This is a genomic window from Eubacterium sp. 14-2 (assembly GCF_000403845.2).
GTDB lineage: Bacteria > Bacillota > Clostridia > Lachnospirales > Lachnospiraceae > Petralouisia.
Genome location: NZ_KE159568.1, coordinates 783,112 through 803,769, shown reverse-complemented (window position 1 = coordinate 803,769; position 20,658 = coordinate 783,112). Strand labels below are relative to the sequence as shown.

The 20,658-nt window shown below is 46.3% G+C and carries 18 protein-coding genes and 1 tRNA gene; 16 read left to right on the top strand and 3 right to left on the bottom strand.

Going from position 1 to position 20,658, the window contains the following annotated elements; genetic code table 11:
* The first annotated feature begins 98 nt into the window (after positions 1-98).
* The 3 genes from C805_RS20700 (at position 99) to C805_RS20695 (ending at position 3,629) form a co-directional block, all read left to right on the top strand.
* Positions 99-2,213 (top strand): glutamine synthetase III family protein, encoded by a 2,115-nt coding sequence (locus tag C805_RS20700; RefSeq protein ID WP_016215958.1) that lies wholly within the window; start codon positions 99-101, stop codon positions 2,211-2,213.
* Positions 2,203-2,349: a hypothetical protein gene (locus C805_RS26530; protein WP_022751360.1), complete on the top strand. Its 147-nt coding sequence runs from the start codon at positions 2,203-2,205 to the stop codon at positions 2,347-2,349. Before C805_RS20700 ends, C805_RS26530 begins: the two co-directional genes overlap by 11 nt.
* Before the next feature lie 206 nt (positions 2,350-2,555).
* Entirely contained in the window at positions 2,556-3,629 is a 1,074-nt protein-coding gene (locus C805_RS20695; protein WP_016215957.1) for a response regulator, read from the top strand.
* A 103-nt stretch (positions 3,630-3,732) separates the two neighbouring features.
* Here C805_RS20695 and C805_RS20690 read toward each other — a convergent pair whose 3' ends face one another.
* Both C805_RS20690 and C805_RS20685 read right to left on the bottom strand, forming a co-directional pair.
* Positions 3,733-4,671, bottom strand: a complete 939-nt coding sequence (locus C805_RS20690; RefSeq protein ID WP_016215956.1) for a hypothetical protein — start codon at positions 4,669-4,671, stop codon at positions 3,733-3,735.
* A 309-nt stretch (positions 4,672-4,980) separates the two neighbouring features.
* On the bottom strand, positions 4,981-7,707 hold the full coding sequence (locus C805_RS20685) for a transglycosylase domain-containing protein (RefSeq protein ID WP_016215955.1): 2,727 nt from the start codon (positions 7,705-7,707) through the stop codon (positions 4,981-4,983).
* Between the two features lie 174 nt (positions 7,708-7,881).
* Between C805_RS20685 and C805_RS20680 the strand changes: the two genes are divergently transcribed.
* The 6 genes from C805_RS20680 (at position 7,882) to C805_RS25465 (ending at position 12,592) form a co-directional block, all read left to right on the top strand.
* On the top strand, positions 7,882-9,063 hold the full coding sequence (locus C805_RS20680) for an iron-containing alcohol dehydrogenase (protein ID WP_016215954.1): 1,182 nt from the start codon (positions 7,882-7,884) through the stop codon (positions 9,061-9,063).
* Positions 9,064-9,139: 76 nt separating this feature from the next.
* On the top strand, positions 9,140-9,784 hold the full coding sequence (locus tag C805_RS20675) for a YigZ family protein (RefSeq protein ID WP_016215953.1): 645 nt from the start codon (positions 9,140-9,142) through the stop codon (positions 9,782-9,784).
* A 56-nt stretch (positions 9,785-9,840) separates the two neighbouring features.
* Positions 9,841-9,912, top strand: a tRNA-Gln gene (locus C805_RS20670).
* A 162-nt stretch (positions 9,913-10,074) separates the two neighbouring features.
* The gene (locus C805_RS20665) at positions 10,075-10,785 is read left to right on the top strand and encodes an acyl-[acyl-carrier-protein] thioesterase (RefSeq protein ID WP_016215952.1); all 711 of its coding nucleotides are present in this window, start codon (positions 10,075-10,077) and stop codon (positions 10,783-10,785) included.
* Positions 10,782-11,651 (top strand): CvfB family protein, encoded by an 870-nt coding sequence (locus C805_RS20660; protein WP_016215951.1) that lies wholly within the window; start codon positions 10,782-10,784, stop codon positions 11,649-11,651. Before C805_RS20665 ends, C805_RS20660 begins: the two co-directional genes overlap by 4 nt.
* Complete coding sequence (locus tag C805_RS25465; protein WP_016215950.1) at positions 11,630-12,592, top strand: CPBP family intramembrane glutamic endopeptidase; 963 nt, start codon at positions 11,630-11,632, stop codon at positions 12,590-12,592. The genes C805_RS20660 and C805_RS25465 overlap by 22 nt, the downstream gene beginning before the upstream one ends.
* Positions 12,593-12,702: 110 nt before the next feature.
* On the opposite strand, the gene C805_RS26020 is transcribed toward C805_RS25465, so the two are convergent.
* Complete coding sequence (locus C805_RS26020; protein ID WP_016215949.1) at positions 12,703-12,879, bottom strand: YjfB family protein; 177 nt, start codon at positions 12,877-12,879, stop codon at positions 12,703-12,705.
* 100 nt (positions 12,880-12,979) lie between these two features.
* On the opposite strand from C805_RS26020, the gene trxB reads away from it, so the two are divergent.
* The 7 genes from trxB to ftsX all read left to right on the top strand — a co-directional run bounded on the left by trxB (position 12,980) and on the right by ftsX (position 20,611).
* On the top strand, positions 12,980-13,888 hold the full coding sequence (gene trxB, locus C805_RS20650) for a thioredoxin-disulfide reductase (protein WP_016215948.1): 909 nt from the start codon (positions 12,980-12,982) through the stop codon (positions 13,886-13,888).
* Positions 13,889-14,071: 183 nt separating this feature from the next.
* Complete coding sequence (locus C805_RS20645) at positions 14,072-15,289, top strand: C40 family peptidase (protein ID WP_016215947.1); 1,218 nt, start codon at positions 14,072-14,074, stop codon at positions 15,287-15,289.
* An 814-nt stretch (positions 15,290-16,103) separates the two neighbouring features.
* On the top strand, positions 16,104-16,781 hold the full coding sequence (locus C805_RS20640; RefSeq protein ID WP_016215946.1) for a WecB/TagA/CpsF family glycosyltransferase: 678 nt from the start codon (positions 16,104-16,106) through the stop codon (positions 16,779-16,781).
* Between the two features lie 9 nt (positions 16,782-16,790).
* Positions 16,791-17,672 (top strand): YitT family protein, encoded by an 882-nt coding sequence (locus C805_RS20635; protein WP_016215945.1) that lies wholly within the window; start codon positions 16,791-16,793, stop codon positions 17,670-17,672.
* A 218-nt stretch (positions 17,673-17,890) separates the two neighbouring features.
* The gene (locus C805_RS20630; protein WP_016215944.1) at positions 17,891-18,979 is read left to right on the top strand and encodes a PucR family transcriptional regulator; all 1,089 of its coding nucleotides are present in this window, start codon (positions 17,891-17,893) and stop codon (positions 18,977-18,979) included.
* 50 nt (positions 18,980-19,029) lie between these two features.
* Positions 19,030-19,713 carry a cell division ATP-binding protein FtsE gene (ftsE, locus tag C805_RS20625; RefSeq protein WP_016215943.1) on the top strand — a complete coding sequence of 228 codons (684 nt, stop codon included), beginning with the start codon at positions 19,030-19,032 and terminating at the stop codon, positions 19,711-19,713.
* Positions 19,703-20,611 (top strand): permease-like cell division protein FtsX, encoded by a 909-nt coding sequence (ftsX, locus tag C805_RS20620; protein WP_022751356.1) that lies wholly within the window; start codon positions 19,703-19,705, stop codon positions 20,609-20,611. The genes ftsE and ftsX overlap by 11 nt, the downstream gene beginning before the upstream one ends.
* Positions 20,612-20,658 lie beyond the last annotated feature (47 nt).

Below are 20,658 nucleotides of genomic sequence, written 5' to 3'. Positions count from 1 at the left end.
AAAAGTAGAGTATCGTATTACCAGACAGAAAACAGGCGATAGAACAAGGGCGTTCCAGTAGAATTGGAATGCCCTTTTTTTGGAAAGGAAGAGAGTGTATGAGCGAATATTACAACGTATCAGAAATCTTTGGGGAAAATGTATTTAACGACGCAGTGATGCAGGAGCGTCTCCCCAAAAAAGTGTATAAACGGCTGATGGACGTAATCAGCGAAGGGAGAGAGCTGGATCTGGAAACTGCAGACGTGGTTGCCCATGAGATGAAAGAGTGGGCCATTGAAAAGGGAGCCACCCATTATACCCACTGGTTCCAGCCTCTGACCGGAGTGACAGCGGAAAAGCACGATTCCTTTATTACAGCTCCCATGGCCAACGGTAAAGTCCTGATGAGCTTTTCCGGCAAAGAGCTGATTAAGGGAGAACCGGATGCATCTTCATTTCCCTCCGGCGGGCTGCGGGCAACTTTTGAGGCAAGAGGCTATACTGCCTGGGACTGCACTTCACCGGCATTTGTAAGGCAGGACGCAGCAGGAGCGACTCTCTGTATTCCCACTGCATTCTGTTCCTATACGGGAGAGGCATTAGACCAGAAAACGCCGCTGCTGCGTTCCATGGAAGCCATTAATATCCAGTCCATGCGGCTCCTGAGATTATTTGGAAATACCACATCCAGAAAGGTGACCCCGTCCGTAGGGCCGGAACAGGAGTATTTTCTGGTGGACCGGGCCAGGTACCTGAAGCGCAAAGACCTGATTTTCACGGGACGTACCTTATTCGGAGCAATGCCCCCCAAAGGACAGGAGATGGACGACCATTATTTCGGGGCTATCCGGGAACGGATTGCGGCTTATATGCGGGATGTGAATAAAGAACTGTGGAAGCTGGGAGTTACCGCAAAGACCCAGCACAACGAAGTTGCTCCGGCTCAGCACGAACTGGCGCCCATCTATGCGGAAGCCAATGTGGCTGTGGACAACAACCAGCTTGTAATGGAAACCCTGAAAAAGGTGGCCGGACGTCATGGCATGACCTGCCTGCTGCATGAAAAACCATTTGCAGGTGTGAACGGTTCCGGTAAGCACAACAACTGGTCCATTATTACGGATGACGGAATTAATATTCTGGACCCAGGCAAGACGCCCCATGACAATATTCAGTTTTTACTGGTTCTGACCTGTATTCTGAAGGCAGTGCATAAACATGCAGATTTGCTCAGGGAGTCTGCCGCAGACGCCGGAAATGACCACAGACTGGGCGCCAACGAAGCGCCTCCTGCCATTATTTCCGTTTTCCTTGGCGAACAGCTTCAGGATGTGCTGACCCAGTTAATCAGCACCGGCGAGGCCACCAGAAGCCTGAAAGGGGAAGTGCTCCAGACAGGCGTGAAGACGCTGCCTGATTTTATGAAAGACGCTACCGACCGGAACCGTACCTCACCCTTTGCCTTTACCGGCAATAAATTTGAATTCCGTATGGTAGGCTCCAACGATTCCATTGCAGCTCCCAATGTGGTGCTGAATACCATTGTGGCAGAAGCCTTTTCCGACGCCTGCGACGTGCTGGAAAAAGCAGATGATTTCGAGATGGCAGTGCATAACCTGATCAAAGAACAGGCCACCGCCCATCAGGATATTGTCTTTAACGGAAATGGTTACTCACCGGAGTGGGTGGAAGAGGCTGAACGCCGGGGACTTCCCAATATCACCAATATGGTGGACGCAGTTCCGGCGCTGATTACAGACAAGGCGGTGGCCCTGTTTGAAAAATTCAATGTATTTACCAGAGCCGAGCTGATATCCAGAAGCGAGATTCTCTATGACAGCTATGCAAAAGCCCTGAATATTGAAGCCCGTGCCATGATTGATATGGCAGGAAAACAGATTATCCCGGCTGTGATTAAATATACCACAGCTCTTGCAGATTCCATTAATTCTGTGAAAGCGGCATGTGATGCAGATGTCAGTGTACAGACAGATTTGCTGAAAGAGGTATCTTCACTCCTTGCAGAGTCAAAAAATGCCCTGAAAAATCTGACGGAAATTGCAGACCAGGCATCTGCCATGGCAGAGGGCAGGGAGCAGGCCATCTGTTATCGGGATCAGGTAAAAACAGCCATGGATGCACTTCGTGCGCCGGTGGATAAACTGGAAATGATTGTAGACAAAGATATGTGGCCCATGCCGTCTTATGGAGATCTGATTTTTGAAGTATAAGAGAAAAGGAAGAAACGCCGGTGCAGGGGATCTGAAACAGGGTGCCCTGCATGGGTATATGCTCCTGAAAAGGGAGGATGCCAGGCAGCAGCCGCTGCCTGGCATTTATTATGAAAAAGTTTATTCGAAAAAGTAATTTTATATAATTACCTGAGACTTTCTTTTGTTATGTTCTTATTATATGTGGAAGAAATGAAGTTTCCGTGTTGATGAAATGAAAGTTTTTTGAATCTAAAATGAATAATCTGTGAACAGAAATACAGTTCAGAAATTTATGGATTTTTTCTTTCAAAACGATTATAATGGAGACAGAAATGTAAAATAAAGCGCGGAGGAAGAAAAATGGAAAATAATCTGTTATTTATCAATCAGAATAAAGATATTATCCAGGAATTTCTGGAGGCGATGGAAGGCAGAGAAGGCCCCATGGAAATTGATACGGCTGACAGCGGCCTGGAGGCGGCATTTCTTCTGAAAAAAAAGAAATATAAGGTGGTGATCACAGGGCTGGATCTGCCCACCTATGACGGAACTAAAATTATTGAATATCTGAACATCAATTATCCCCGGACTGTCTGTATTGTATATACCTGGCGGCTGGAACTGGCCCATGTAAAGCTGCTGGTAAATGAGCGGAAGGTATTCCGGATTTTCCAGCGGCCCATGAGTTATTTTCAGATGTACGGGGCCATAATGGATGGTTTTATCAAATATGACCGGAAAGAAGCGGATGCCCTGGAACGCCGGGAACTGGAACAGAATCTGAAAAAAGCATCGGTAAAGGCGGCCATGCTGAAACGGGTGGCTGTGGAACGGTCATGGGAAAAGAAAGAACTGGTGAAATTCCTTCATGCACTGCTGAACGTATTTGTCCGGGATGTTGAGTCGGAACTGTCCGGACAGGAAAAATGGAAGCTGATTGAATATGAGAGGAAAGTATTATTCCGGCTTCTGGAAAAGGAGGGAGGCTTCCCCGGGAAAATGGAAGAGGTCAGAAGGGATATTTATAAACATTTCCTGCATCCGGAACGGGATCAGCAGGTCGTGCTGGATATTGACAGCTGCCCCCAGGAGATGGACCCGTATTTCTGTATAAATCTCCATTTTATTATCTGGCTGCTTCTTACCAGATTTGAGATGGTTTCCTGGGTATTCCATGTAAAAATGGCTGTTATGCCGGTGAATCAGGAACGGTTCCGTGTAAGGGTGGAAGCCGTATTTCCGGAAAAGGTCTGGGGCGAAGCCCATGAAGACCGGGTGGCACGGGTGATGACAGGTGTGACCCAGAACATACTGGAGTGTTTTGCAGACCGGTTTAATCAGAGTATCAGTGATGAAAAAGTGGTTTATTATATGGAAGTAGCCGGCAGACAGATGGCGCAGGAAGATGCCGCCCTTCTGGGTTCTGCCGTATAAAAAAAGAATCCTGCCAGGCAGGATTCTTTTTTATCTTACAGGAAAGACCCTGTCACGCGAAAGGCTTTCCTGTTAATTTTTGAAACAGATTCAGACAGCATACTCAGGAAACGGACGGTTCTGTTTTATTTGCCATCCTGCAGAGTTCTTCCAGCATGTTCGGCAGTTCCGTGTTCATGGTTTCTTCCGGAAACTGGCATGTGCCGACTTTCCGGTGCCCGCCGCCGTGATATTTCAGCATGAGACTGCCCACATTGACTTCACAGGTTCTGTTCAGAATGCTGTAACCTACAGCGGCAGAACAGCCCTGTCCGCCCCGGCCGCTGACAATCCATGCAGAAATATTCTGTTCCGGGTACATGCTGTAAATCATAAAACGGTTTCCTGTATAGATGGGATCTACACCTCTCAGATCAGAAATAATCACATTTCCTTCTGTCCGTGTGTATTTTTTCACCATCTCTTTAAATTTCTCCGTCTGTTCCTGGTATACTTCAATTCGTTCCTTCACGTCAGGAAGTTCCAGAATTTCCGTTGTGGACATGGTACGGCACGCTTCCATCAGTTTTTCCATCAGCTGATAATTGGAAATGGAAAACTGACGCCATCTGCCCAGTCCGGTTCTTGGATCCATCAGAAAACCAATGAGAATCCATCCGGAAGGATTCATCACCTCATCTATGGTCAGATTACCGGAATCTACCTTGTCTACGGCTTCCATCATTTCGCCGAACTGCGGAAAACGTTCACTGCCTCCATAGTATTCATAAATAATCCGGGCACAGGAAGGGGTGATCCGGCTCTCGCCCTTATACTTTCCTTCCAGTTCCAGCCTTTCATGTTCACTGGAATGATGGTCGAACCACAGTCCGCATCCTTCCACAAAAGGTACGTTTGCCAGACAGTCATTTTCATTGATTTCCACCAGACCATCCTGCAGATCTTTCGGATGTGCAAATTTCCATGTATCAATAATACCTGCCTCTAAAAGCAGTGCACCGCAAACCAGGCCGTCAAAATCGGAACGGGTAACTAATCTCACTGTAATATCCTCCTCGCTGTGATTTGATAAATAATTGCTTCGCAATTCGCGTGCGTGCAGAGAATGCGCCGGGCGCATTCTTTTTTATTCTATAGGAAATTCCTCTGGATTTCCTATAGAATAAAAGACAATTATCACACTGCGGCGGAAAAGAAATATGTCGCTAAAGCGACCCGCCGCAGGCGGAGAATCCTGCAAAGCAGGATTCTTTGTTCTTATCATATCATAACTGTTCTGTAATACGCAATCTGTTCTTTCTGAAACAGTACAGAATTTTCAGACTGTACGTGTTTGCCTGATCTGTCAGGGTCAGGGTGCGTTTTCCCCGGTGCCGTTTTCCGGTTCTTCCGGCTCTCCGGTGTCATTTTCCGGTTCTTCCGGCTCCTCCGGTTCTTTCGGTTTCTCCGGTTCTTTGTCATTCTTATCGGTCTCGTTCATGTCTTTGTCGTTCTTGTTTTTGTCATTTTTATCAGGCTTTTTATTATTGTCAGTGGGAAGGCTGACTTCCGGTATTTCCGGTATGACAGAGATGGCGGTGTGGACCGTGCAGTAATTTTCCTGGCTGAGAGAATCAGACAGCAGGTAAGGCCCGTCGTCCGTATCCGGGGAACCGTCTACGATATAGATACCGCTCTGTCGGTTTTCTTCCGGACAGAATTCGTTTGCAAGCATTCCGGAGGCTGAACAGACCGTGGCGCTTACATGATGGTCGCAGTATTCGTTGGGGACGGTTCCGGCGGCAAAAAGCTCTGTCTCCACCATACTGCCCCTGGGATCTGCGTCACACAGGCCTTCTACAGCCAGTTTTCCGGATTTTTTGCACACATCGGCGGTTACAATGCCTTCCGGCCGGGCAAATTCCCGGTATTCCAGATTTTCGTGGATGCGTCCCATGATATTTTTCCAGAGCGCTTTGGGATTGGCGGTAAGGGCCCCTTCCTGAGGGCTGTTGTCGTCATAGCCGCACCACACGGTACAGGTATAATAGGGAGTAAAACCTGCAAAGAGTGCGTCCCGGTTTTTGGTGGTGGTTCCTGTTTTTCCGGCGATGGGCATATTGCCGAAGTTGACGGCGCCTCCCGTTCCCACATTGACCACGTCTTCCATGGCAGAAGTCAGCAGATAAGCTGTGCTTTCTTTTAATACCGTATGGGTTTCCGGGGTGTTGTCAATCAGTACGTTACCGTTGTGGTCCAGAATCCTGTTGTAAAATCTGGGTTTAATATAAGTTCCTCCGTCGGCAATGGTGGCGTAGGCTCCGGCCAGTTCCAGATTGGTTACACCCTGGGTAATGCCGCCCAGAGCCAGAGATTCCACAATGTCTTCCTCTTTCAGAGTGGTAAAACCGAAATTTTTCAGGTAGTCATATCCGGTCTGGGGAGAGATTTCGGCCAGTGTTTTCACCGTCACCACATTGATGGATTTGGTGATGGCGTAACGGATGGTGGTGAATCCCCGGTAGCTGTCATCGTAATTGCGGAGGGAAGTTCCGTTGGAATAGGAAAAAGGCGCGTCGTCCTGTACGGTGGCAAGGGTCATGCCGGCAGTGTCCAGGGCCGGTGCATAAGCTGCAAGCACTTTAAAGGTGGAGCCGGGCTGTCTGGTGGTATCGGTGGCCCGGTTCAGGGTACGGCTTCCGGTTTTGTCTCCCCGGCCGCCTACGATGGCTTTTACCTCTCCGGTATACTGGTCTATAATGGTAACAGCGGCCTGGGGCTGCAGGGTGAATACCACAGATTCTCCCCCCTCCGGAATGGTGTCTCCCGGTTCCATAATTTCAGCTTTGTAGGCGTCAATGGCGGCCTGGGCTTCCTCCTGACTGGAAAAATTCAGAGAATAGTCCGAAGAAGAAGCGTTGTAGTGGGAAATCATGGTCTGGTCGCTGTAATTTTTCATGGTGCCGTCCCTTTTTTCCACGGTGAGCCGATAGGAAAAGGAGTATTTTGCGGCGGTGGAGTAATTATCCGGATTATTCACTTCCTCATCGCATACCTGCTGAATGTCCATGTCCTGGGTGGATTCAATGGTAAGACCGCTGTTGTAAATGGCTTTGTAAGCCTGAGTGTCGGTGTATGCTTTCTTTTCCACCAGGTCCTGTACCACCTGGTCAATGACCGCGTCCACAAAATAGGAATTGGGATTTTCCTCTGCATATTCGATATTTACCTGCTGAATCCGGGAGTAAACGTCATCTTTCAGAGCTTCTTCGTACTGCTCGTCCGAAATGTAGTTCTGATCCCGCATGTTTTTCAGCACCTGTTTCCGGCGCTTTTTATTTTCTTCCGGATGGCTGACGGGATTATAGGCAGAAGGATTCTTTGTGATGCCTGCAATTACCGCTCCCTCGGACAGGGTCAGTTCAGAAACGTCTTTTCCAAAATAGCGGCGGGAAGCAGACTGGACCCCCAGGGTATTCTGTCCAAGGTTGATGGTGTTCAGATAATTTTCCAGAACCCAGTCTTTGGATTTGATTTTGCTCAGCTCTATGGCAAGGTACTGCTCCTGTATTTTCCGTTTAATTTTTTCAATGCCCGACTGGTTGGTCCAGCCTTCGAATACATTGTTTTTCAGAAGCTGCTGGGTGATGGTGCTGGCCCCCTGGTTGAAATGAAATCCATTACTGATGCCCTTGAAGCCTGCACGGATAATACCTTTCAGGTCAATGCCGTTGTGTTCATAGAACCGCTCGTCCTCAATGGCCACAAAGGCATGCTGCAAGTCTTTGGGAATTTCATCCAGGGTGACATAGACCCGGTTAGAGCCCGAAGCCACCAGTTTGGCGGTCTGCCTGCCCTGATTGTCCAGTACCACGGACAGATAGCCGGTAGGCGTGGGATCAATATCGGAGATGTCGGGAGCCGAATCAATAATACCTTTGAAAATACCGATACCTGCGCAGCCGCCCACTACGACTGCGGCCAGAAAGCAGATAAGCAGTGTTTTAAAGAAAATGACTGAAAATTTTTTGCGTACCAGTGTTGAAGTGGAAGTAATCTGTTTTTCCTTCCGCGATACGCCTTTCTTTCCATAGTTCATATAGTAAGCCTCCTTAAATCAGGTCAATAGTATAAGTTATTGATTTATCACAGTATTATAACAAAAAAGGACTGGTAAATAAAGCAAAAATATCGTAAAATGTAAATAAGGCGCAGTGGGTTGTCTCTATGGGACAGGACTGCTGCATAAAAATAAGAAAAGGAGAAGAATACTATGGCAAGATTTACGTTACCAAGGGATGTTTATCACGGACCGGGATGTCTGGAGGAACTTAAGAACCTGAAAGGAAAGAAAGCAATCCTTGTAGTGGGCGGAGGTTCCATGAAACGTCAGGGCTTTCTGGACAAGGCAGTGGGCTATCTGAAAGAGGCAGGCATGGAAGTGGAGCTTTTTGAAGGCGTAGAGCCGGATCCTTCTGTGGAAACGGTAATGAAGGGTGCAGAGGCCATGCGCAGTTTCGAGCCGGACTGGATTGTTTCCATGGGCGGGGGTTCACCCATTGATGCAGCCAAGGCAATGTGGGCATTTTATGAATATCCGGATACCACATTTGAAGATCTGTGTATCCCCTTTAACTTCCCGGAACTGAGACAGAAAGCAAAATTCTGTGCAATTCCCACAACTTCAGGAACTGCAACGGAGGTTACAGCTTTTTCTGTTATCACCAATTATCAGACAGGCGTAAAATATCCGCTGGCTGACTTTAACATTACACCGGATGTTGCAATTGTGGATCCGGATCTGGTGGCAGGACTTCCGCCGAAGCAGGTTGCTTACACCGGTATGGACGCCCTGACCCATGCCATTGAGGCTTATGTTTCCACAATGAACTGCTCCTTTACAGATCCTCTTGCACTGCAGGCAATCGAAATGGTTCTGGATTATCTTCCGGCTTCCTATAACTGCAATATGGCTGCAAGAGAGCAGATGCATTACGCACAGTGTCTGGCTGGCATGGCATTTTCCAATGCTCTTCTGGGAATCGTACATTCCATGGCTCATAAGACAGGGGCTGCATTCTCCACCGGACATATTCCCCACGGATGTGCAAATGCCATTTATCTGCCTTATGTAATTAAATTCAATGCAAAAGATCCTGTGGCAGCAAAACGTTACGCTGAAATCGCCCGCAGAATGGGACTGGAAGGAACTTCTGAGAAAGCTCTGATTAACAGCCTCTGTGCAAAAATTGACAGCTTTAACGTATGTCTCAACATTCCGAAGACTCTGAAAGAATTCGGAATCAACGAAGACGAATTTAAAGAAAAAGTTTCCGGCATTGCAGAACGGGCAGTAGGCGATGCATGTACCGGCTCCAATCCAAGAGAAATAGATCCGGCTACCATGGAAAAACTGTTTACCTGTACATATTATGGAACAGAAGTTGATTTCTAAACATTATATTTTTTAAAGCAAACCGGGAATTTGCCGCTTAAGGGCGCTGTTCCCGGTTTCCTGAAAAAGGTGGATTATGTCTGTAAAAATATTATATCAGGGCGGAACCGGGGAAATTGTGGAGAAAAAATCACGTTTCATTGCAAATCTGGAACCCATTAACACAGAAGAAGAAGCCCTTGCGTTTATCGGAAAAATGAAAAAGCAGTATTGGGACGCCCGCCACAACTGTTATGCTTTTGTGGCCGGGAGCAGTCAGAACCTTCAGCGGTGCAGCGATGACGGAGAACCGGGCGGAACCGCAGGACGCCCCATGCTGGATGTGCTTCTTAAAGAAGAGATTCATAATCTGGTGGTGGTGGTAACCAGGTATTTCGGCGGAACCCTCCTGGGAACCGGAGGACTGGTGCGGGCCTATCAGAAAGCCGTACAGGAGGGGCTGCGCAACAGTGTTGTGATTGAAAAAATACAGGGAAGACCCCTTACCATTGACAGTGATTATACGGATATTGGAAAGATTCAGTATATTCTGGCACAGAATGAGATTACCTCCATGGATACCCGTTATACAGATAAAGTTACAACGGAAGTTATGGTGCCCCTGGAAAAACTGGAATTTCTCCGGCAGGAAATCACAGAGGGAACCAGCGGAAAATCAGGGATTCAGGTGGGAGATTCCGTGGAATTTGCATTAATTGACGGAAAAATAAAAATTTTTTAAAAAAGTACTTGCAATTCTGCCGGAACTCGTATATAATACATCTTGTTGAAAAACAATGGCCCATCGCCAAACGGTAAGGCAACGGACTCTGACTCCGTCATTTCAAGGTTCGAATCCTTGTGGGCCAGTCTGAAACCCATCACAGATGTGATGGGTTTTTTATCTTACAGGCAGGATCTGATCACGCTAACGTATGAAAATATTTTCCTGTAAGAAAAAAAACTCTTATCGCACTTAAAATGTACAGCTCATATCAGAGAACATACTCTTTGCTGTTACAGGAGGAAACCATGTATAGTTTTGAAAGCAGGGTCCGCTACAGTGAAGTGGACAGTGAAGGTTATATTACATTAAATGCCGTACTGGATTATTTTCAGGACTGCAGTTCTTTTCATTCAGAGGAACTGGGCGTTGGACTGGAGTTTCTGATGAAACGGAAGCTGGCCTGGGTATTATCCTGCTGGCAGGTGGAAATCAGTCGTTATCCCGTTTATGGAGAAGGTATCACGGTCAGTACATGGCCCTATGACTTTAAAGGGTTTCTCGGCTATCGGAATTTTACCATGAAAGACAGGAAAGGAGAAATTGCGGCTTATGCCAATTCCGTGTGGGTATTGCTGGATGTGGAAAAGGGAAGGCCTGCAAAAATTCTGCCTGAAATGCTGGAAGCATATGAATTTTCACCGAAATTCCCCATGGAATATAATTCCAGGAAAATTCAGCTGCCGGAACAGATGGAGATGCATGAAACATTTCCGGTACACAAATATCATATTGATACAAACCGCCATGTGAATAACGGGAAGTATGTCAGCATGGCGCAGGAATACCTGCCCCAGGGATTTAAAATCGGGAAAATGCGGACAGAATACCGGAAAGCGGCAGTATATGGAGATATCATACATCCCTTTACTGCAGAAGAACCGGGGAAAACAGTGGTAAATCTGGCAGATGAGCAGGGAAAGCCCTATGCAGTTGTAGAATTGGAGGAACGTACATGATACGGTTAGGAGAGAAACAGGAGCTTGTTATAGTAAAAACAGTGGAATTCGGCGTATATCTGGCAGAGAAAATGGAAGATGAGAGAAAAGTCCTGCTTCCGGCAAAGCAGGTGCCCAGGGATGCGGGACCCGGAGACAAAGTGGAGGTATTTGTATACCGGGATTCCAAAGACCGGATGATTTCCACTACCCAGGAACCCCGGCTGAAAATGGGAGAGGTTCAGGCTCTTAAAGTGGTATCTGTCCAGAAGATAGGCGCATTTCTGGACTGGGGACTGGAGAAGGATTTATTTCTTCCCTATAAGGAGCAGATGGTAAAGGTCCGGGAAAATGATGAAATTCTGGTGAGGCTTTATCTGGATAAAAGCAGCCGCCTCTGTGCAAGTATGCGGGACCTCTATGAAATGCTGAGAACGGATTCGCCTTATCGAATCGGCGATATGGTACAGGGCCGGGTGTATGAATTCAGCGGTAATTTCGGAGCCTTTCTCGCGGTGGATGACCGTTATTCAGCGCTGATTCCCCGTCATGAGGACCACAGCTTCCTGCGGATTGGCGACTGTGTGGAAGCCAGGGTTACAGGGGTGAAACCTGATGGGAAACTGGATCTGACCCTGCGGGAGAAGGCGTATGTGCAGATGAATCAGGATGCAGTGCGGATCATGGAGATTCTGGAAGAATACGGGGGTGTGCTGCCTTTTAATGACAAGGCTTCTCCGGAAATCATTATGCGGGAAACGAAAATGAGCAAAAATGCTTTTAAACGTGCAGCAGGCCATTTGTATAAAGAAAGAAAAATTGAAATCACAGATAAGAGCATTCGTAAAGTACAGGAGGATACCATATGTCTGAAAACAAAAGCGTAAACCGGCTGTTTCTGGTCGTGGTGGTAATTTATCTGAGTGTAAGTCTGGGATTTTCCACCCTGACAGCTCTGGTACCGGCTCTCAGGGGGATGTCGGTATATGTATCCATACTGCTGTCTCAGTCTCTGGTATTTGTGCCCTGTTTTCTTTACTGTAAGCTGAAGAAAATAAAGATACGACAGCTGGTTCCATACCGGAAAATAAATTTTGCAACCATTGTTCTGGTAGTGGTGTGCACATATCTGATGTATCCGCTGGTAGTGGTGCTGAATGCCATTTCCATGCTGTTTTCCACAGGCGGAAGCGCGTCGGTGGCGGAGATGATAATGGAGGGCCAGTCGCTGACACTGAACCTGATCTGTGTGGCCCTGGTGCCTGCCTGTGTGGAGGAATTTATGTTCCGGGGCCTGATATTTCAGACATACAGAAAAAGCAGAATGCTGCCGGCAATTCTGCTGAGTGCTTTCCTCTTCGGATGTATGCATATGAATCTGAACCAGTTTGTCTATGCATTTGCCCTTGGAGTGTACCTGGCTTTTCTGGTGGAGGCCACCGGCAGTATTTTCAGTTCCATGATTGCTCATTTTACCTTAAATGCCACCGGTGTTCTGATGTCCTGGCTGCTGCCCATGCTGTATCAGGCCGCCGGCGTGGATCAGATGACCCAGATTCCGCAGGGCGGTTTTGCCGCAAATATGGAAGGCGCGGAGCTGTTTCTGTTTCTGATGGGAATTGCGGTCTGGGGAGTTATTGCCATCGGCACAACCTGCGGCGCTGTGGGCGTTTATATTGCCATCTGTAAAATCAATCACAGATGGGATCATGTGAAGCAGATGTTTTCTCAGGGGACGAAAGAGAGGATGGTTACAGTTTCGCTGGTGTCTGGCATGGCCCTGGCTTTCGCCTTTATGGGATTTTCCCTCTGGCTGGAGCGGATGTAAGGAAGATTTGGGAAGCATATGTTTTGCGATTTCAGACAGGTATGATAAAATGAGCAGATTCTTCACAAACTAAGAAAGAATCTGCTCATAAAAATATGACAGCGGCAGATTTAAAGGGAAATGTCAATATTTCCTCCCAGATGGGGATTTACAGACTGTTCCATGAGTTTAATCATGGAGTCTCCCATATCCTCTACGGTGTCAAGCTGTTTGCTCAGCATGAGAACGCCAAAGTCATTCTGTACGTTGGCCATGCTGAGGGAAGTTGATAAAGAAGCAATATCCATATCAATACCTCCTTTCCTGTAACGTAAGTATACATTCCTATTATTACACGGAGAGAGGGAAAAATCAATATGAAAGTCATAGAATAAAGGAGGGTTTTTCATGTGCTATGATGTGATTATTCTGGGAAGCGGGCCGGCGGGCTTAAGTGCGGCCATATATGCGGAAAGAGCCAGGCTGCGTACACTGATTATAGAAGAAAAGCCGTTAAGCGGCGGCCAGATTCTGGATACCTATGAGGTGGACAATTATCCGGGGCTTCCGGGAATTACCGGATTTGAACTGGGACAGAAATTCCGCGCTCATGTGGACAAATTTAAGACGGAAATTGTCAACAGCCAGGTAAAGAGCATTGAGTTAAACGGGGATAAGAAAACGGTAGTAACAGAAAAAGGAACTTATGAAGCAAAAACCCTGATTCTGGCCATGGGAGCCACACACCGGAAGCTGGGAATTCCGGGAGAGGAAAAACTTCTGGGCATGGGCGTATCTTACTGCGCCACCTGCGACGGGGCATTTTTCAGAGGAAAAACCGTTGCAGTGGCAGGCGGCGGAGACGTGGCCCTGGAAGATGCCCTGTTTCTGGCCAGAGGATGTGAGAAGGTGTATCTGATTCACAGGAGAGATGAGTTCCGGGGCGCCAGAATCCTTCAGGAAAAGGTGAAGGAAACACCGAATATTGAACTGGTGCTGAGCTGCAATGTGACGGAAATCCGGGGAGAGGGCCAGGTGTCTTCTGTTCTGGTGCACGATAAAAAGACAGAGTCAGACCGGGAACTGGAAGTGCAGGGCATATTTATTGCAGCAGGTACGGAGCCCAATATTGCACTGGTAAAAGGACTGCTGGAGCAGGATGAACGGGGCTATATTCTGGCGGGAGAAGATACCAGGACCAGTGTGGAAGGCGTATTTGCCGCAGGGGATGTGAGAGCCAAGCAGTTAAGGCAGGTAATTACTGCTGCAGCTGATGGAGCGAATGCAGTTACTTCTGTTGAACAGTATATCCGCTGATGAGAGGGATAATTTTAAATAGTGACAGGATTCGGGAAAATATCGTAATAATTTTGTAAAAGTTTACAGTTGACAGGGACAGCCCTCCTTGCTATAATAAATTTCGTAATAAGTTCGTAACAAATGAAGAAATCCATAAGGACTTCATGTTCATAGAAAACAGAATTTAAAATGGAGGGTATTATGAACAGAAATTCAATCAGAAAAGCAACGACCTGTTGTTTAACCGCCGCAGTTGTATTTACAGGCAGCTCTTTTGTTTCTCATGCTGCAGTAAGTGCGGGGGCAGGAAATTTGATTTCAGCAGCACAGGAGACACAGATAGATAACGGACAGGATACGAAGAAGGATACTTCCGCAACAGCAGGTGTTACAGAGATCTTTGCAAATTCCCTTGCACCGAGACAGGAAGCAATCGACACGAATGTGGATGTGGTTCAGAATGAGACGCCTGTGACCAGGACGGAATATGACGACATTGCCATTGCTCAGGTTGATGATTATGTAAATGTACGCTCCATTGCAGGAGAAGATGGAGAGGTACTTGGAAAATTATATAACAATTCCGCATGTACCGTACTGGGAACAGAGGGTGACTGGTATAAGATCCACTCCGGTAATGTGGAAGGATACATAAAGGCAGAATTCCTGGTTCTGGGCAATGCAGAGCTGGCAAAATCCGTTGGATACAGAGTGGCAGACGTTACAACCGATAATCTGAATGTACGGGCAGACTCCAGTACAGAATCTGATGTTCTGGGACAGGTTCCTCAGGGAGAGAAACTCAGCGTTGTGGAAGAAAAAGACGGTTGGGTAAAAGTGGCAATTGAAGAAGGAGACGGATGGGTATCCAGCGAATTCGTAGAGTGCAGTACCAACTATGTGGTAGCTGAGTCCAAAGAAGAAGAGGAAGCCCGCCTTAAGAAAGAAGAAGAAGAGAGAAAGGCTGCGGAAGAAGCAGCAAGAAGAGCAACAAGATCTTCCTCCTCTTCCAGTTCCTCAGGATCTTCCTCCTCATCTTCCGGTGAGAGCAGAAGCTACAATCCGCCAAGCGGCGGAAGTGGACAGGCAGTTGCAGATTATGCATGCCAGTTCGTAGGCAATCCATATGTCTATGGCGGGACAAGCCTGACAAACGGAGCTGACTGTTCCGGATTTGTAATGAGTGTATACGCAGCATTTGGCGTAAGCCTTCCTCATTCTTCCAGTGCACTGGCAGGTGTTGGATATGGCGTAAGCACAGATGCAATGCAGCCTGGTGATATTGTATGCTACAGCGGTCATGTTGGAATTTATATCGGCGGAGACACCATTGTGCATGCCAGCACAGAAGCTACCGGTATCAAGTATACTTCTCCCGCTGCTTACAGAACGATTGTTGCAGTAAGAAGAATTTTCTAAGAACAGCATAGAATAATAAAGAGAATCCCGCTTGCGGGATTCTTTTTTTATTCTATAGGAAAGACCTCGTCACGCTAACGCGTGAAGTATCTTCCTATAGAATAAAAAATAATATGCACGCTCGCACAAGAGGTAAAATATTGCTTCGCAATTGTGCTAAAATGCGATACGTTCAGCATACTGCGTATGCTCTGACGCACCGCAAATGGCGTAGCAAACCGTCCAGGTCCTTCATGAGAGAGGGATTCAGGGAGTAGAAGCGGACCTGTCCGCTTTGTTCTCTTATAGAAAAGATCTTGTCACGCTAACGCGCGAAAGTATCTTCTTATAGAATAAAAAATATTACCGCACCGAAAATTCCGAATTGTTACACAATTATTCCTGTTTTCTAACTTAAATTTATCAGAAAAAGGAAGGAATATATTACCTGTTTCAGAATGGAAAAAAGTGCACAAAATTATAAATACAGGGATAAAATTATCCAGAAGTTATCCACATGGAAACTACTTGAAAAATCCAAAAAAGTGAGTTATACACAGAGTTATACACATTATCCACAAAAAATCATGTGAATAAAGTGGTTTACATAGTGAAAGAAAGAAACATCTGTTTTGTGAAGTTGTGATAAATTTAAGGATTCCGTCAAAAAACAGAGAAAAGGATTGACTTTTTAAAAGACACAAAAAACCTGATTTGGAACAGAAATATCAGTCAATTTCAGAAAAAAGGGGTGTTGAAAAAATTTTCCTCTTTTGGTATACTTCTAAAGTACTTTCAACAGTTGTGGGATCAGGAAAGTGAAAACAGGTGTCATATGATTAAAAAAATAGAGATACTGGGAATGGAGCTGGATAATTATACCGTGCGGGAATCCATGGGGCAGATAGAAGGATTCCTGACCAATACCATAATGAATACGGTGGGTACTGTTTCCATGGATATACTGGTAAAAGCACAGGAAGACAGCCGGTTGAAAAAATGTATAGAAAACCTGGATCTGGTAATTATCAGTGATAAGGAAATTTTAAAGGCGGCAGGAGTGGCAGCTGAGCAGCGCATACAGGAGACCGTGGACAATGAGTTTCAGAAAGAATTTATGAGACGGGCGGACCGGAACCGCCGGAGCGTTTACCTGCTGGGGGATACGACGGAAAATCTTGAAATTCTGCAGGAATTTCTGGAAGAGAATTATGACAGAATTCATATAGCAGGAGTTTATGCTCTGTCTGACTGCACCGGTGATTACGATACGGTAGTTAATGAAATTAATATTGCCGAGCCGGATATTATTCTGTCTGTGGTGCCGGCTCCTGAACAGGAATATTTTCTGGAGGACAACAGGGAAAAGCTGAATGCGAAAATCTGGTACAGTCTGGGAAAGAATTATACTTCCCGCAAAGGCGTGTCAGAGGTGGCAGGGTTTGCAAAAAAACTGATTCAGAAAAGTGTAATGCACAGTATGCTGGCGCGTTATAATAAGAAGGATGAATGAGGTGATAAAATGAGCAGACTTTCTGAATACAGGCGGTCGCCTGTGTTTTTATATCTGATGATTGTGGCAGGAACAGGGCTTCTGGCTTTTGCCATAAAATGTATTTTTGACCCTGTTGGCCTGGTAACAGGAGGATTTACCGGTATTTCCATTCTGATGAAAAATATGACGGGAATTTTTCTGGAAGGAGGAATTCCCCTCTGGTTTGCCAATCTGGCTTTGAATGTTCCGGTATTTCTGATTGCCCTGAAAGTAAAGGGGAAACGGTTTATCGGCAGAACAGCCATTGCCACAGCCCTGCTTTCAGCCTGGCTGTATATCATACCGGAGCTTGATTTTGTAAGCGGGGATTATATTCTGGCGGCATTGTTCGGCGGAGTGCTGGCAGGTGTGGCAATGGGTACGATTCTCTGGGCAAATGCAACCACAGGGGGAACGGAAATGGTGGCCATTCTGATTCAGTGCAAACTGAAACATTATTCTGTGGCCCAGATTATGCAGGTGCTGGACGGTATGGTAGTGCTGACAGGCCTGTATGTGTTTGGCCTGCGTCCTTCCATGTATGCCATTGTTTCTATTTTTATTACTTCCAGAGTGACGGATACGATTCTGGAAGGTATGAAATTTTCCAAAGCGGCCTATATTATTACGGACCGGTACGAAGAGGCTTCCAGGATGATTATGGAAACCCTGGACCGGGGCGTTACCGGACTGGAAGCCAGGGGCATGTATTCCGGAGCCCGGAAATGTATGCTTTACTGCGTGGTGTCCCGGAAAGAAATTGTACAGTTAAAGGAAATGATTCATCAGCTGGATCAAAATGCTTTTGTAATTGTAGGAGACGTCCGGGAGGTGCTGGGAGAGGGTTTCATCGAGTATCGAGGTCATTAGAAAATTTTTGTGTACTATGCCCATGGGAAAAAATCCATATTTTGAAAAAAAGTTGAGGAAATGCATAAAAAAATATGGATTTCCTCTTTCTTTTTTTGTGCTTTTGCATTAAAATACATAGTGAGTCCTGTAATTTTTTGAAAACGGGGTTAATATAATTGTGAAAGTTGTACAGGAATTTGTATATAGATGAGAGGCAGAGAAAAGGAGTGAAACAAATGATTTCGAATCAGATACTTCAAAATACCATTGACGGATTGAAGGGAATCACCAGAATTGATTTGTGTATTATTGATACGGAAGGAAAGGTACTGGCCACCACATTCCAGGATACAGACAGCTATGTGACTGCGGCACTGGCATTTGTGGAATCTCCGGCAGACAGTCAGGTGTTTTTGGGATGCCAGTTTTTTAAAGTATTTGACGAACATCAGCTGGAATATATTCTCCTTGCCAACGGGGACAGTGAAGATGTATATATGGTAGGAAAAATTGCCAGTTTCCAGATTCAGAATCTGCTGGTAGCCTATAAAGAACGGTTTGACAAGGATAATTTTGTGAAAAATCTGCTGCTGGACAATCTGTTGCTGGTGGATATTTACAATCGTGCCAAAAAGCTGCATATTGATACGGAAGCCAGGCGGGTGGTCTTTATTGTGGAGACGAACCGGGAGAAGGACGGCAATGAGCTGGAAAAGGTCCGGGGGCTTCTGGGAAGCAAATCCAGGGATTTTATCACAGCGGTGGATGAAAAAAATATTATCGTGGTAAAAGAGGTTATGGAAAACGAAGGATACGAGGAGATGAACAAAACAGCCGAAGTAATTTTAAGTCTGTTCCATGCCGGGGATGAAACGGATATCCATATTGCCTACGGTACTATTGTCAATGAAATCAAAGAAGTTTCCCGCTCCTATAAGGAAGCCAGGATGGCGCTGGACGTGGGGAAGATTTTCTTTGAAGAACGCCATGTGATTGCCTATTCCACACTGGGAATCGGCCGGCTGATTTATCAGCTTCCCATTCCTCTGTGCAAAATGTTTATCAAAGAGATTTTTGACGGGAAATCTCCCGACGAGTTTGACGAGGAAACTCTGACTACCATTAATAAATTTTTTGAAAACAGCCTGAATGTTTCAGAAACTTCCAGGCAGCTTTACATTCACCGGAATACGCTGGTGTACCGGTTAGATAAGCTGCAGAAGAGTACCGGGCTGGATTTGCGGGTGTTTGAGGACGCCATCACTTTTAAAATTGCATTGATGGTAGTAAAATATATGAAATATATGGAAACTTTGGATTATTAATGAATATTCACAGGAAAATGAAGTTTTAATTACAGGACCAGGAGGCTTACATGATAAAACTTGAAAATGTCAGCAAAGCATATTCTGCAGGAATTCCCGCACTGAATGAAGTGAGTCTGTATATCGAACCGGGTGAGTTTGTGTTTGTGGTGGGAGACAGCGGTTCCGGGAAATCCACGTTAATCAAGCTGCTGCTGAAAGAACTGGAGCCCACCAAAGGCAGCATTACCATCAATAACCAGAAACTTGGAAATATCCGCCACAGGGACATTCCCAGATTCCGCCGGAATATTGGCGTGGTGTTTCAGGATTTCCGGCTGTTGAAAGACAGAAATGTCTATGAAAATGTGGCCTTTGCCCAGCGGGCAATCGGAATGCCCGTAAAGACCATGCGCCGGAAAGTACCGGCGGTATTGTCCATGGTGGGCCTTGCCGCAAAATACAAGTCATATCCCAGAGAAATTTCAGGTGGAGAGCAGCAGAGGGTGGCTATTGCCAGAGCACTGGTAAATGAGCCGAAAATCCTTCTGGCAGACGAGCCCACGGGAAATCTGGACGCGCACAATGCCTGGGAAATTATGAAGCTGCTGGAGGAAATCAACCAGAGAGGAACCACTGTTCTGGTGGTAACACACAATCTGGATATTGTCAGGGCCATGAAAAAGCGTGTCATCACCATGCGGAAAGGCGTTGTCGTAGAAGACGAACGGATGGGTGACCCATATGAGGATTAGTACATTTTGGTATACATTACGACAGGGAGCCAGAAATATCTGGAAGAATAAAATGTTCTCCCTGGCTTCCATTGCCACCATGTCTGCCTGTATTTTTCTGTTTGGCATATTCTATTCTGTGGTGGTAAATTTTCAGAGCGTGGTACAGGAGGTGGAGTCAGGAGTTGCAGTGACGGTGTTTTTCAATGATGACGCCACCCAGGAACAGATTGATGAAATCGGCGTGCAGATTGGAAAGCGCGTGGAGGTATCGGAAAAGATATTTGTGTCTGCGGAGCAGGCCTGGGATGAATTTCAGAAAGTATATTTCAAAGGCGCCGAAGACATGGCGGCGGGATTTGCCGAAGACAATCCTCTGGCCAATTCAGCCCATTATGTGGTTTACATGAATGATATTTCCATGCAGCAGTCTCTGGTGACCTATATCCAGTCTCTGGAAGGAGTAAAAGAGGTAAAAAGCTCCGATATGGCGGCAAATACCCTGACGGATTTCAACCGGTTAATCGGATATGTATCGGCGGGAGTCATTCTGATTCTTCTGTGTGTGGCAGTGTTTCTGATCAGCAATACTGTTACCATCGGAATTGCAGTGCGCCGGGAGGAGATTGCAATTATGAAATTAATCGGCGCCACCGATTATTTTGTGCGGGCTCCCTTTATTGTGGAAGGGATTCTGATTGGGATAATCGGCTCTCTGCTGCCGTTACTGATACTTTACCGGATGTACCGGAGTATCATTTCCTATGTGGGAGAGAAATTCCTCTGGCTGAGCGGAATGATGGAGTTTCTGCCGGTGGACAGGGTGTTTTCCACACTGGTTCCGGTGGGCCTGATTCTGGGGGTGGGCATTGGATTTCTGGGAAGCCGCCTCACCATCCGGAAACATTTGAAGGTATAGGACTGACTTGAGAGACTGTTACTAAGAAAGAAATGGCAGGAGATGAA